General features: G+C 42.3%; 12 protein-coding genes. All 12 read left to right on the forward strand.

Annotation, left to right across the window (positions count from 1 at the left end; genetic code table 11):
- The first annotated feature begins 19 nt into the window (after positions 1-19).
- The 12 genes from BN985_RS07800 to ggt all read left to right on the forward strand — a co-directional run bounded on the left by BN985_RS07800 (position 20) and on the right by ggt (position 13,699).
- Complete coding sequence (locus tag BN985_RS07800) at positions 20-1,384, forward strand: ABC transporter substrate-binding protein (protein WP_042222336.1); 1,365 nt, start codon at positions 20-22, stop codon at positions 1,382-1,384.
- Between the two features lie 76 nt (positions 1,385-1,460).
- A complete protein-coding gene (locus BN985_RS07805; protein ID WP_042222338.1) occupies positions 1,461-2,354 on the forward strand; it encodes a carbohydrate ABC transporter permease in 894 nt (297 codons plus the stop codon).
- 36 nt (positions 2,355-2,390) lie between these two features.
- On the forward strand, positions 2,391-3,233 hold the full coding sequence (locus tag BN985_RS07810; RefSeq protein ID WP_042222340.1) for a carbohydrate ABC transporter permease: 843 nt from the start codon (positions 2,391-2,393) through the stop codon (positions 3,231-3,233).
- A gap of 3 nt (positions 3,234-3,236) precedes the next feature.
- Complete coding sequence (locus BN985_RS07815; protein WP_042222344.1) at positions 3,237-3,506, forward strand: hypothetical protein; 270 nt, start codon at positions 3,237-3,239, stop codon at positions 3,504-3,506.
- 166 nt (positions 3,507-3,672) lie between these two features.
- A complete protein-coding gene (locus BN985_RS07820) occupies positions 3,673-4,035 on the forward strand; it encodes a PadR family transcriptional regulator (protein WP_042222346.1) in 363 nt (120 codons plus the stop codon).
- Complete coding sequence (locus tag BN985_RS07825; RefSeq protein ID WP_042222348.1) at positions 4,022-5,029, forward strand: HAAS signaling domain-containing protein; 1,008 nt, start codon at positions 4,022-4,024, stop codon at positions 5,027-5,029. The genes BN985_RS07820 and BN985_RS07825 overlap by 14 nt, the downstream gene beginning before the upstream one ends.
- A 760-nt stretch (positions 5,030-5,789) precedes the next feature.
- Positions 5,790-7,817, forward strand: coding sequence for a glycoside hydrolase family 3 protein (locus tag BN985_RS07835; RefSeq protein WP_232225557.1), 2,028 nt, complete (start codon positions 5,790-5,792; stop codon positions 7,815-7,817).
- Between the two features lie 32 nt (positions 7,818-7,849).
- Positions 7,850-8,311 (forward strand): SipW-dependent-type signal peptide-containing protein, encoded by a 462-nt coding sequence (locus BN985_RS07840; RefSeq protein WP_042222351.1) that lies wholly within the window; start codon positions 7,850-7,852, stop codon positions 8,309-8,311.
- A complete protein-coding gene (gene sipW, locus BN985_RS07845; RefSeq protein ID WP_042222353.1) occupies positions 8,289-8,843 on the forward strand; it encodes a signal peptidase I SipW in 555 nt (184 codons plus the stop codon). The genes BN985_RS07840 and sipW overlap by 23 nt, the downstream gene beginning before the upstream one ends.
- A gap of 31 nt (positions 8,844-8,874) precedes the next feature.
- Positions 8,875-9,462 carry a CalY family protein gene (locus BN985_RS07850; RefSeq protein WP_042222355.1) on the forward strand — a complete coding sequence of 196 codons (588 nt, stop codon included), beginning with the start codon at positions 8,875-8,877 and terminating at the stop codon, positions 9,460-9,462.
- A gap of 22 nt (positions 9,463-9,484) precedes the next feature.
- Complete coding sequence (locus BN985_RS07855; RefSeq protein WP_042222357.1) at positions 9,485-10,945, forward strand: serine hydrolase domain-containing protein; 1,461 nt, start codon at positions 9,485-9,487, stop codon at positions 10,943-10,945.
- 78 nt (positions 10,946-11,023) lie between these two features.
- Positions 11,024-13,699, forward strand: coding sequence for a gamma-glutamyltransferase (gene ggt, locus BN985_RS07860; protein WP_042222359.1), 2,676 nt, complete (start codon positions 11,024-11,026; stop codon positions 13,697-13,699).
- The last annotated feature ends 43 nt before the right edge of the window (positions 13,700-13,742 follow it).

Genomic DNA, 13,742 nt, shown 5'->3' on the forward strand with positions numbered 1-13,742 from the left:
AACAAAGGGGGATTTTAGTATGAAGGGAATAAAGAAAAGCCGCATCTTGTTTCTATTTGTTGCCATGCTGCTAATCGCATTCACTGTCGCCTGCTCTAATGATGAAGATGCAGGTGGAGATGCAGATTCAGACTCAGATGGTAATGATACAGGTAGTAGTGAAGATGGTGGTATTTCAGGAGATTTAGAGCTTCAGTATTTTGTAGGGGGATACGGGGATTCTTGGTGGAAAGAAGTTATTGCCGGTTTTAAAGAAGAGTACCCTGATGTAAATGTCATTGAGCATGCAGGACCGAATATTAACGAAGAAATGCGCTCGCGCTGGGTATCCAATGATCCACCTGATGTCGTGTATATCGACGGCGCAGGATCTAGTGAAGCACAAATGGTAGAAGATGGGCAGCTTATGAATCTATCAGATTGGCTACAGGATATCGAGTTAGAAAACGGAGATAAACTTGTTGACAGTTTTATTGTAGAGCCAGCGAATTATGATGGCGACGTCTACACGCTTCCGCTTGTATTCGATACATGGGGAACATGGTATGACAGAGCATTGTTTGAGGACAAAGGCTTTGAAGTTCCAACTGATTTTGAAAGTTTAATGAGTTCAATGGAAGAGATTAAGGAAAGCGAAGGGATCGATCCATTTGTAACAAGTGGGCAGCATCCATACTACTTCCTTCGTGGGGCACTTTATCCTGCATTTGGGGCAGCTGGCGGAGAAGAGTTGCTAACAAGTGTAATTAAAGGAGAAGAAGGGGCTTGGACAAGTGAGCCAGTTCTTGAAGTAATGAAGCGAGTTGAGAGAATGGCTGATGAAGGAATGTTTGACTCTGGACTTGGAGCACTAAACCATACCCAGTCGCAAATGAACTTCCTTTTACATGACAATGCCTTTATCCCTGTAGGGTTCTGGCTGCCGAATGAAATGGCAAATGATATTCCAGATGGATTTGAGTTTGGGTTTATCCCATCCCCAATGCAAGCTCCAGATGAGACATTTGCTATCGTTCCTGATTTACGTCCACTAGCTATTGCGGAGAATGCAGAAAATCCAGAGGCTGCAAAAGCATTTGTAGAGTTTGCTTTCACGCGTGACTATGCAATGTCATTCTCAGAGCATACAGGCGCAATCATGAACCTTACAGAGGTTGATCTTTCTCAAAGTGATGAAGTACCAGTATACCTGACTGAAGCAAATGCAATGATCAATGATCCAGATCAGGTACAAATTTACAACAAGCCACATCCAATGAGTTCTGATTTGGAAACACCTGTTGGAAATGCGCTAATGTCTCTAATGCTTGGAAACGCTTCGGCTGAAGAGTTTGTAGAAGCAGCCGAGAAAGCAGCTGCAGAATACCGTAGCAGTAACGAATAGGAAAACAGGTATCAGCAGGAGTATTATCTCTCCTGCTGATCCATTTTTTCGACTACATTAAAGAAAGAGGGATAAAATGGTACAGTCAAAAAAGCAAAAATACTTATTTCTGGCTTTTTGTTTAATCCCAACCTTTATCATGTTTGCTATATTTACTCTTTATCCGCTATTTAGTGGTCTGTACTATTCATTCTTTGATTGGTCGGGCTCCTCGCAAAACAAAGAATTTGTCGGATTGGCGAACTACATAAAGCTTGTAAAAGATGCAATTATACCGAATACCATTATCCATGACTATTTTCTTGTTGCTACCAAAGTAATCGGCATTATGGTGTTGGCCTTATTCTTTGCAGTTGCACTAACCCAACTGAAAATTAAGGAAGCACCATTTTATCGTATCGTTTTCTTCTTCCCAAATATTATGAGTGTTGTGGTGATCGGGATTCTTTGGACATTTATATATAATCCGAACCTTGGTCTAGTTAACTCAGGGCTTGAATTTATTGGGTTAGAAAGCTGGGCAAAACCATGGCTGGGAGACGAGGATTGGGCATTGCCTAGTCTTGTGTTGCCATCGGTTTGGGCAGGTATTGGGTTATTTATGTTGCTACTAATGGGTGGAATATCCAATGTTTCAAAAAGCTATTATGAAGCAGCAGAATTGGACGGAGCATCAGAATGGCAGCAATTTTGGAAGGTAACACTCCCACTTATCTGGCCTCAGGTGAAAATCTCCATACTATATATCGTGATTACCACATTAAATGGCTCCTTTATTATTGTACAGGTAATGACAGGTGGTGGGCCGAATAACTCCACGCACGTAATGGGCTCCTACCTTTATCAACAGGCCTTCGTTCAGTATAACTTTGGCTATGGTGCCACGATCGGCGTAATGATTTTAATCTTGTCCTTGCTGACGGTATTAATACTTCAGTTCTTTATGCGCCGAGATAAAGTGGAATATTAATTTGTACGGAATATCGATAAAGAGGAGGAATTTATTGTGAAACGAAGCGTCGGCCAGATCCTGGGGAGAACTGGAATACGGATTCCGTTGATCCTTTGGTCATTAGCAGTATTGTATCCGATTTTCTGGATGTTTCTAGGAGCCTTTAAATCGAATGCAGAAATATACCGTAACCCTTGGGGATTCCCTGAGTCCTTTAGTTTTGAAAACTTCACCACTGCTTGGACAAACTATAATATTGATGTCAGTGTATTCAATAGTCTGATCGTCACAGCAGTTGGTGCTATCCTAACACTGATATTAGCCATTCCAACCGCCTATGCGATTGAACGAATTAATTTCCGAGGCAGTAAGATTTTATTTACCGTCTATGTGTCCGCCATGATGATACCGATGGTACTTGGCTGGATCCCGCTCTTTTTCCTTCTTTCAGATTTAGGTTTATTGGACAATATTTACGGGCTTGCCATCGTATATGCCGTAAGTCAGTTGCCATTTTCCATTTTTGTTCTAACTAGCTTTATCGGAACAATTCCTAAATCCTTAGAAGAATCCGCAGCAATGGACGGGATGTCTCCGTACAAAGTTTTATGGAAAATCATCACACCGTTAAGTATGTCAGGGATCATTACGGTTACGATTATGAACGCTATCCAATTTTGGAATGAATATTTTATGGCGTTGATATTCTTAAACTCTAGCGAAAACTATACTCTAGCACTTGCCATTGACTTTATTAGCAGTGAAGCACAATATACAAATGCTTGGGGAACATTATTCGCCGGGCTTGTCATCGCCATCGTGCCTGTCATCATCCTATACGCTATTTTCCAAAGACGTATATCCAAAGGAATGACAGAAGGCGCTATAAAAGGATAACGAATGAACACCAATCAAAATTCGATTGGTGTTTTTGAGTCGCGTGAGAATAAGGCAAAGTCGCATGAGGAAGTGGTGAAGTCGCACGAGGGAGTGGCAAAGTCGCGTGAGGGAGCGGTGAAGTCGCATGAGGGAGTGGCAAAGTCGCGTGAAGAAGCAGAAAAGTCGCGTGAAGAAGCAGGAAAGAGACGAAGCAGAAACAAAGAGCCGAATGATCCATGTAGCCAATTTGCAGTAAACCTCCTTTATCAGGTGCAATACGAACCGCTCTAATGCTAACCAGTAGTACCGTGTGAGAATTTTTTCATTCCTACCTGCGCATTTCTCCACAATAATCATCATTTCATTTAACTATACATACAATGATTTATAACCTACTTTATTGTGTTCTTTACAATAGTGTGCGACATACACTATAATGAATACAGGAGTTGATCATATGAAAGATGCACACGAGCATTTAGATAAACTTATGCAGGAACTTAGAAGGGGAACGATTACGATTGGTGTACTAAGCCAGCTTTCTGAGCCCCAATATGGCTACTCACTTGTCACTATGCTCGGCAAAAACGGGATCCGTGTGGAGCCTGGCACATTATACCCACTGTTAAGAAGACTAGAAAAACAAGGGTTATTGGATAGTAAGTGGGACACCAATGAAGCACGACCAAGAAAGTATTATTTACTTAGTAAGACAGGAAAAGAGGTATTTGAACTACTGGTTGGTGAATGGAAAAATATCGTAAATAGTTTGAATCATGTGATCGAGGATAAGGGAGATGATGTGGATGGAAATGATTGAACGATATATCTATGCAGTTACCCAGAAGCTACCACAATCACAGAGAGAAGATATTGCTGTTGAACTTCGCGGTTTGATTGAAGACATGCTGGAAGACCGCAGTGAAAAGGGAAGATATTCGGGTAGCGATATAGAAGAAGTTTTACTGGAATTGGGCAACCCGAAGGAATTGGCAGATAAATATCGCAGTACCAAAAAATACTTGATCGGGCCAGAGCTTTTTGACTCTTATGTATATATACTAAAGGTTGTATTTTCCGTACTAGGGATTTCAATCGGGGTTGGTTTCTTAATCCAAGTTGTACTGAATCCAGTTAATATTTTAGATCACTTTATTGACATGATTGTTTCAAGTGTTACTGCATTTCCAATGGCTTTCGGCTGGACGACATTTGGATTTGCGATGGGAGAGTTGGCCGGTAATGTGAAGCGGAAAGATTTACAGTTTGAAGGAGAGTGGAAGCCAGCTAACTTGCCGCCTATTCCTGTTGAGCAGAGTCGAATTAAACGCCGGGATGCCGTCGCAAGTATTGTGTTCTATGCTTTTTTTATTGTATTGTTTTCCTTTTCCAGCGATTATCTGGGCATTTGGGTTTTTCATGATGGATTTAGTGGGGTAGTTCCGTTTTTGAATGACCAGAAATATGCAACATATTTCGTTTTCATTATTCTAATTTTGAGTATTGGGATTTTAAACGAATGTGTAAAATTAGCTTTTGGAAAATGGACCTATAAGTTAGTTTTATATACAACCCTTTCAAATACAATTTCTATGATCGTACTCTTGTTCATGTTAAGTGGAGCCGACTTTTGGAATCCAACGTTTATGAATGAGCTAGTGGAAGCAAATGTCGTTACAGCAGGCAGTGACGCCTATCATACTGTTGATTGGATTTGGAATCAAGCACCGTTATGGATTATTATACTTCTACTCATAAATATCGTTTGGAACAGTATCGATGGATTTATAAGAGCTAGGAAAAATAAGAAATAACACTATAGGGCCTAAAGTTTCCTGTTCAACAGGTATGACATTAGGCCTTTTTTATAAAAAGTGAATTGAGAGCTAGTCAAAGTGAAACGACAGCGTCGCAAAGTGACAAGACAGCCCTGCAAAGTGACAAGACAGCCCTGCAAAGTGACAACACAGCTCAGCAAAGTGACAAGACAGCACCCCAAAGTGACAAGACAGCTCAGCAAAGTGACAAGACAGCCCAACAAAGTGACAAGACAGCCTCGCAAAGTGAAACCACAGCCCTGCATAGTAAAACCACAACCCCCCAAAGTGAAACCACAGCACCCCGCAAAGTGAACCCACCCCCCCAAAAAAAACACTCCCACCTTAAATAAAAGCCAAACTTCCTCACATTAACTCTAAATTTGTCGAATTACCACTTGGTTGATTTTGTAAAAAAATCATCATTTAACGTAATTTCCTCCCCAATGAGCAGTACGTATGAGGGAATGCCTAGTGATATAGAATGGATCAATTTTCATAGAGTAATGCATGCAAATCCTTCGTACTAGGACATGTCATGCACAACTAGTCCTAACTAATCAATTTTGAAAACATAGAAAATTTAGACACAATAGAACAACATTTTCAAACACTTTTTGCTATTGTCTAATTAACCCTATTAGCACACGGGGGATTCTACCTTTGACCTTTTTGGAAGGCGGTGTTTCCATGACATTCGAGTGTTAAATCGGAATTGTACGTTGAAACCAATCAAAAGAATAAAGGAGGGATTTAGTTGAAGCTACGTAGGATGATTGCATTATTATCAGCAGTTTTATTAGTCCTTACCTTACCATTGCCAGGATTGGCTGCTGAAAAAAAGGATGTAAACGAGGATGAGATCAACGCCATCATAGATGATATGACATTAGAAGAGAAAATTGGGCAGTTGTTTATTGTACATGTTTATGGACAAACCCCTACAGATCCAGCCTATGAGGATATTAATTTAAGGAACAACCGTGGTGGGAAGAATTTTCAGGAAGTCATTGAAAATTACCATGTCGGTGGCGTGATTTATTTTAACTGGACAGACAACATTGGAACCCCTCTAGATGCCGAGCAGGTACAATCCTTATCCAATGGAATCCAAGAAATTGCCGTAGAACAGGATTCCGGTATTCCTCTTTTCATCTCAACTGACCAAGAGGGCGGTATTGTCCAGCGGGTGACAGATCCAGGTACAGTTTTCCCAGGAAATATGGCAATTGGTGCAACGAGATCTGAGGAATTTGCAGCCTTAACCGGGAGTATTATTGGTAAAGAGCTAGATAGCTTAGGGATTAATATGAACTTTGCACCGACGGTTGATGTGAACTTAAACCCAGCTAACCCAGTAATCGGTATTCGTTCTTTTGGTGAAGACCCAGATCTAGTATCAAAATTAGGTGTTTCCCAAATCAATGCATATAAAGAACAGAATGTCATTGCTTCGGCTAAGCATTTTCCAGGGCATGGTGACACGGACGTTGACTCGCATTATGGACTTCCGGTCATTGATCATGATTTGGAAACATTGCATGAAGTAGACTTGAAGCCATTTAAAGAGGCAATTGATGCAGGAGTTGGTTCGATTATGACAGGTCATATTGTGGTACCTGCATTGGATGACTCAGGATTGCCAGCAACATTGTCAAAACCAATTATAACTGACCTACTTCGTGACGAAATGGGATATGATGGCTTGGTTATCACCGATAGCCTTGGTATGTCAGGTGCCAATGTCGTACCACCAGAGCGTGTTCCTGTAGAATCATTTAAAGCAGGAGTAGATATTTTACTTAATCCGCCAGATGTAGAAGTGGCATATACAAGTATGCTAGAAGCTGTAGAGTCCGGTGAGATTACCGAGGGTCGAGTGGAAGAATCGGTTTACCGCATTCTGCTTGCAAAGATGGACAATGGCTTATTTGACGATGCACAGACAAGTCCTGACAAATTAGGGAACATTGGAACGGACGAAAACCTGCAGGCTGCTAAGGATATTGCAGAAAAGAGCATTACGCTAGTTAAAAATGATGACGTGTTGCCACTTCAAAATGAAGAGAAGGTACTCGTCACTGGTCCTTCTGTCGCCAAACCTTCAACCCTTTTCCAATTATTAGAGGAAAAAGGAATGGATGGACGCAGCTATGCAACGAGTACCAGTCCAACTGACAGCCAGATTGAACAGGCTGTAGAGCATGCGGCGGAAGTGGATAAAATTATTGTTACGACATACACGGCGAATACGAATGAGAAACAGCAAGATTTTGTGAAAGCGCTTCAACAAACAGGGAAGCCTGTTATTGTTTCAGCCCATCGTAATCCATATGATGTGATGGTATTCCCTGAAGTAGATGGCTATGTCAGTACGTACAGTTACTTGGATGTCTCCATCAATGCCGTGGCAGGAGTGCTCGCAGGTGATATTAATCCATTTGGAAAACTCCCTGTCACTATTCCAGACCTATATGACATTGGGCATAGCTTAGATTTCACAGATACACCACTTAGTGCCACTGGTATGAAGCAGTTAGTTGAAGATCTAGCTCAACAGGATGAGATTGTAGATGAGCAGACGAAGCGGTCTCTTACTACACATTTAAGTGCCATTGAGCTATATGAAAAGCGAGAGCTTCAAGATAAGGTTATCAAACATTTGGAGAGCTTTGAAGAATTGCTAACATATTTTAATGAGAACGACTCACTTTCAGACAAAGCACACAGCTATTTGGAAACAGAAAGCTTAAAGTTACATGAAGTTTGGACTAATCAGGAATAAGCTTACATCGTAAGAAAACGAGGGGGATACGTATGCATAGAATCGGGCGTATAATGGTGCGTTTGTTTACTATCATGTACTTGCTCTTTCTGCTCGTCTCCCAGGCTCATTCCCCTACAACTGCTTTCTTTACGGCAACATCAACTGTAGAAGGAACGGTAACAGCAGGAAACTTTGCTGAGGAAACACCAGTAACAGGGGAGGAACCGAACTCTGAAGAGCATAAAGAGAAAGGTGAGGCACCAGAGGCAGGTACAGAATCACCTAGTGAAAGTGAAGAAACAGACAAGCACGTAGAAGAGGAAACAAGCGAATCTGAAGACGTTGAAATAGATCAAACCGGTACTGAAAAAGCAACTACGGAAGGTGAAACAGAACCCGAAAAAGAGGAACCTTCTAATGACGAGGAAGGCGACGAACCTACTGAATCAGAAAATGAAGATGGAGTGAAAAGTGGAGAGGAGAAAAAGGATGATATTAAAGAGAGTAAGTAACATTTTGTACTTCATTATCCTTGCTGTGTTGCTTTGTGCTCTGCTTGTCGTCGGTCTTTCCAAAGCATCAGGCAATGAGGTTAGTCTTTTCGGCTACCAAGTAAAATCCGTGCTATCCGGATCCATGGAGCCAGGAATTCAAACAGGGTCTGTTATCGCAATCGAAACAGGTGGCGATATGCAACGATTTTCAGAAAACGATGTGATCACCTATCGTGCAGAAGACAATATATTGATCACCCACAGAATCGTAGAGGTTTTGGACGATGGGCAGCAATATAGAACAAAAGGGGATGCCAATAACGGCGCGGATATCAGCCCAGTGCGTTCAGAAAATGTGGTGGGGAAATATAGCGGGTTTACGATCCCATATGCGGGTTATGTGCTACAGTTTGCCACATCACCACAGGGAGCGGCACTTCTCATGATTGTGCCAGGGGTTTTATTACTTTGTTATGCATTTTTAACCATCAGAAGAACATTAAAACACGTAAAACATCTACTCAATGAAAAAAAGATCGGTACAGAATGAACGATTATAAAAAATGGGGAGGAATTTATAAATGAATATTAAAAAACAGTTAGGTATAGGGATTGCTTCAGCGGCGTTAGGTCTTACTTTAGTAAGTGGGGGCACATTTGCATATTTTAGTGACAGCGAAACGTCTACGAATACGTTCGCTGCTGGAACGTTAGACCTTACTGCGTCACCGACTGAGATTATTGAAGTGGATAACCTAAAGCCAGGTGACACGATGATCCGTGATTTTGAGTTACAAAATAATGGCACGCTCGATATCCAAAAAGTTCTGCTCGACACTGATTATACGGTTGTGGATGCAGCAGGAGACAATGTCAGTGATTTTGGAGAGCACATCATGGTCGAATTTCTTTACAATGCAGATAAATTGGATGAAGTGATTTACCAAACAACATTAGCAGAGCTTAAAAACATGACACCAGAAGCGGTAAATGAAAATGTATTCTTACCATTGCTTGGAGAAAATGGATTGCCTGCTGGGACACTTGATGATCTTGTGGTGCAGTTTAACTTTGTCGATAACGGCGAAGATCAAAATGAATTCCAAGGGGACACATTGAGCTTGGAATGGACATTCACTGCACTTCAAACAGAAGGGGAAGAAAAGTAATTAAACAAGGAGGCATGATTCTATGAAAAAACAACAAGCGTTATCCATGCTCGTCCTGTTTATGCTATGTCTCACACTGGTTATTCCAGCAGTGCCTACAAAAGCGGCTGCTAGCAATTCTGTTCAAATGCTCCAACAGCCACTTGATGATCTTGATGAAGAGGTGGAGCAGTCCATTGCTGAGAGCGTAATGCCGGGGGCTGTCGTGTATATTGCAAAACATGGCGAAGTCGTAAAACATGATGCCTATGGCTATGCTGCCCGTTATACGGATGATCAATTTACGGAAATGGAAGAGCCTGTTGCCATGCAGGAGGAGACAATCTTTGATATGGCGTCCATTTCCAAACTGTTTACCGCAACAGCTGTTATGCAATTATGGGATGAAGGGCTATTTGAGTTAGAAGATCCAGTGCATTGGTATATACCGGAATTTACAGGTGAAGGCAAAGAGGAAGTGACCATCAGGCAGCTACTTACACATACATCTGGTTTTGCACCAGGTCCTAGTGAAAGACTTTATGAAGTCGAGGGAGATCGTGCTGACAGACTTGATTTTGTATTACGCGAGCCATTGCAACAAGCACCAGGTGCCGATTACGTATACAGTGACTTGGACTATATCACACTTGGCGTGTTAATCGAACGTCTTAGTGGGGAGCGGCAGGATGATTTTGTGCAACGGAAAATTACCGAACCCCTAGGGATGGATGACACGATGTATAACCCACCAGAATCATTAAAATCACGTATTGCAGCGACGGAGTATCAACCATGGACAAACCGTGGATTAGTATGGGGAAGTGTCCATGATGAAAATGCCTGGTCATTAGATGGACTTGCAGGACAAGCCGGTATTTTCAGTAGTGCAGCTGATTTGGCCGTTTTTGCACAGGTGATGTTAGAGAATGGAACCTATGCGGGCGAAGAAATTCTTTCCGAAGAAGCCGTGGAATTGATGAAAACCAATTGGAATGAAGCCTACCCTGGCCAGGATCAAGGACTGGGCTGGGAACTCAACCAATCATGGTACATGGACGACCTGGCAGAACATAATACGTTGGGCCACACAGGTTATACCGGAACATCGATTGTAGTTAGTCCCAATCATGATTCTGTCACGATTTTATTAACGAACCGTGTACATCCTACAAGGAACACAGTTTCCACAAACACGATTCGTAAAAAGGTTTCGGAAAAGACGGCTGATGCCATCTATGCGTGGAGTGCGGAGGCAATGCAGCAAATGGTGGAGCGGTTGCTTACAAGAGAAGAGATAGATGAAAGAACAGCAAGGTCTCTTAACCTCCATTTAACGGTAGTTAACCGTTTTGAGGAGAAGGAAGATCAAGCTAAAGTGTTAAAGCATTTAAATAGGTTCCAGCATTTGGTGGATCGATTACAAGGGACTGAGGAAATAAATGAGGCAACCTATCAAGATCTTCAGCGAACGGCTGACTATTTGATTGGTAAGTGGGAGTGACGTATGAAAAGGCAGTGGGAGCAACTCAGCTACTCTCACTGCTTCCTTTTTAAAAGTTAAGAAGTAAGGAGGGGAAACATGAAGAAGAATTCTAGATTTTTAGCAATACTGCTCATTATTGGATTGCTCCTCAGCATTCCAGTTCATGCATTTTCGGCAGTTAACAGCCCGGACGACAACACGGAATATGAACCAGAAAACCCAGGAGTACAACCTGAACAGACAGATATAGGTGATAAAGGAATGGTTGTTTCAGCACATCCGTTAGCTTCTGAAATAGGAGCAGATGTCCTGAAACATGGGGGAAACGCAGTCGATGCTGCAGTCGCTATGCAATTTGCATTAAATGTTGCGGAACCGATGATGTCTGGAATCGGTGGTGGTGGCTTTATGATGTATTATGACGCTGAAACCGAGGATGTTTCCATCATTAATAGCAGAGAGCGTGCGCCACAAGGAGCAACTCCAGATATGTTCATGGATAAAAGCAATACTGTGAAGGAACCAGGCACATTTTTATTAGGAGCCAATGAATTAGGTGATGAAGAAGAAAATGAATTTCATGTTGCAGAAATTGAGGTTGAAGATATTGCGACAGGCGAGCAAGCTTTTTCATCCCATTTTACAGGAGACCATGGTGAACCATGGGATGTGAATAAATATCAACTGTTTGAGCGAGGGACAGAATTTCGCATAAATGAATTAGGAGGAAACATTCATTTTGGAGCGCCATATGGGAGTAATTCTACTTCGTTTGGTCAGGTGAAGTCGATAATGGAACCAGTGGAAGACAGTGAATTATTCATTCGTTTTCGCACTGATGATCCAGGTGACGACAGAAGACTTCGCCTATGGTTGCGTGCTGACGAATTCCGTTCGAGCGGATCTACTTTCGCTCGGAATGGTTATGGTGTAGAAATCAATACGAATACAAGTGAATTGAAATTAATCCAGGCGAAAGACGGAAGCAATTCAACATTGGATACCATTTCCTTTGATCGTACCACAGACTGGCAATCACTAAGATTCCGAGTTGATGGAGACAAACTGAAGGTCCGACAATGGGGAGAAAATGAAGAAGAGCCAGAAGCGTGGGATAGTGAGGTTACTGCAGGTAGTGTGATTCCGTTTTCTGAGCGGGTCCGGAGCGGAAAATCTGTTGGAGTTCCAGGAACATTAAAAGGACTTGAGACAGCACTTGGTAAGTGGGGATCATTGTCAATGGAAGAATTAATTCAGCCTTCGATCGATATGGCTGAACAGGGGATTTCAGTAAATTGGGTACTAGCAAATGCAATTGCGAGTAATGCAAGTAAATTAGAACGGACAGCAGCAAAAGATGTGTTTTTACCAGATGGTGAGCCATTGGAAGAAGGAGAAACCCTTGTGCAGGAAGATTTAGCTAAAGCATTTAAATTAATCCGAGACGAGGGGGCCGATGTTTTTTACAATGGAGAGATTGGGGAAGCACTAGCTGCGGAAGTACAGGCATTTGACGGAAGTATGGAGACTGATGATCTCAGTCGCTATGATGTAACAGAAGACGAACCCGTTTGGGGTGATTACCAGGGATACGAAATAGCATCCATGCCTCCACCGAGTTCTGGTGGCTTAACGATGCTTCAGCTTTTGAAAATGTTCGAACAAACAAATATCACTCAGCATGATGTGAAATCACCGATGAAGTACCACTATATGGCAGAATCGATGCATCTTGCTTATGCGGATAGGGGTGCATATATGGGAGATCCGGAATATGTGGAGGTACCGAGAGAAGGATTGCTTAACCCGGATTATGTGGCAGAACGAGTAGCATTGATCGACCCTGAAACGGCTAACCCGAGCGTTGAGCCTGGGGATCCTTGGGCATATCAGGACGGAGGAGCGCCAGAAGTTGTCACACAGGTAGACGACAAGGTCGATGGAGAAACAACACACTTTACCGTTGCTGATCAATGGGGGAATCTCGTTTCCTATACAACAACAATTGAGCAGGTGTTTGGTTCCGGCATTATGGTACCAGGCTATGGAATTATGCTGAATAATGAGCTAACCGACTTTGACGCGATTCCAGGTGGAGCGAATGAAGTGCAGCCAAATAAACGGCCACTTAGCAGTATGACACCTACTATTGTATTACAAGATGGTGAACCTCGGATGACGGTAGGATCACCAGGTGGCGCAACAATTATCACTTCGGTAACCCAGACACTAGTTAACCTCCTGGGATATGGAATGGATCTAAAGGATTCGATAGAAGAGCCTCGTATTTATAGTAACAGCTATCCAAGCATTCGCTGGGAGTATGGAGTACCTGTAAATGTACGTGATCTACTCGAGCAAATGGGACATTCATGGGAAAGCTCCCCTAGAGAAATTGGAAATGTAAACAGTATCCTGCTGCAAGGCGACACCTTTAGTGGAGCGGCTGATTCAACCAGGGAAGGTACTGCAATTGGTATCACAGCTGAGGACCTTCCATCTATATCAAAACTGAAGCAACTAGTCGAACAGTTTGCAAATAACGGTGAGATAGAAAACAGCCAGACAGAAAGACTCTTGCATACCCATTTGATAGCAGTGGACCGTTTTGTGAATCAAGACCGACTAGATAAAGCAACAAAGCATATGGAAGTATTAACACAATTACTCGATGTTCAATACAAAAACGGAAACATCTCAGAACAGGCTAAAGACGAGCTAACTCATTATACAGAGGCCTTGGTACGGATTTGGCAGAAAGAGATGGATTAAAGAAGGTCATGGCGGAGGATTACATTTTCTCCGCCAGCTTTAC

The sequence above is a fragment of the Oceanobacillus manasiensis genome (genome assembly GCF_000724085.1).
Lineage (GTDB): Bacteria > Bacillota > Bacilli > Bacillales > Amphibacillaceae > Oceanobacillus_B > Oceanobacillus_B manasiensis.

Excerpts from the sequence above, each read along its gene's own strand:
- BN985_RS07825 (WP_042222348.1), top strand. The coding sequence starts at position 4,022 with ATGGAAATGATTGAACGATATATCTATGCAGTTACCCAGAAGCTACCA.
- BN985_RS07855 (WP_042222357.1), top strand. The coding sequence starts at position 9,485 with ATGAAAAAACAACAAGCGTTATCCATGCTCGTCCTGTTTATGCTATGT.
- BN985_RS07805 (WP_042222338.1), top strand. The coding sequence starts at position 1,461 with ATGGTACAGTCAAAAAAGCAAAAATACTTATTTCTGGCTTTTTGTTTA.
- BN985_RS07815 (WP_042222344.1), top strand. The coding sequence starts at position 3,237 with ATGAACACCAATCAAAATTCGATTGGTGTTTTTGAGTCGCGTGAGAAT.
- BN985_RS07820 (WP_042222346.1), top strand. The coding sequence starts at position 3,673 with ATGAAAGATGCACACGAGCATTTAGATAAACTTATGCAGGAACTTAGA.
- sipW (WP_042222353.1), top strand. The coding sequence starts at position 8,289 with ATGATATTAAAGAGAGTAAGTAACATTTTGTACTTCATTATCCTTGCT.
- BN985_RS07840 (WP_042222351.1), top strand. The coding sequence starts at position 7,850 with ATGCATAGAATCGGGCGTATAATGGTGCGTTTGTTTACTATCATGTAC.
- BN985_RS07850 (WP_042222355.1), top strand. The coding sequence starts at position 8,875 with ATGAATATTAAAAAACAGTTAGGTATAGGGATTGCTTCAGCGGCGTTA.
- BN985_RS07800 (WP_042222336.1), top strand. The coding sequence starts at position 20 with ATGAAGGGAATAAAGAAAAGCCGCATCTTGTTTCTATTTGTTGCCATG.
- ggt (WP_042222359.1), top strand. The coding sequence starts at position 11,024 with ATGAAGAAGAATTCTAGATTTTTAGCAATACTGCTCATTATTGGATTG.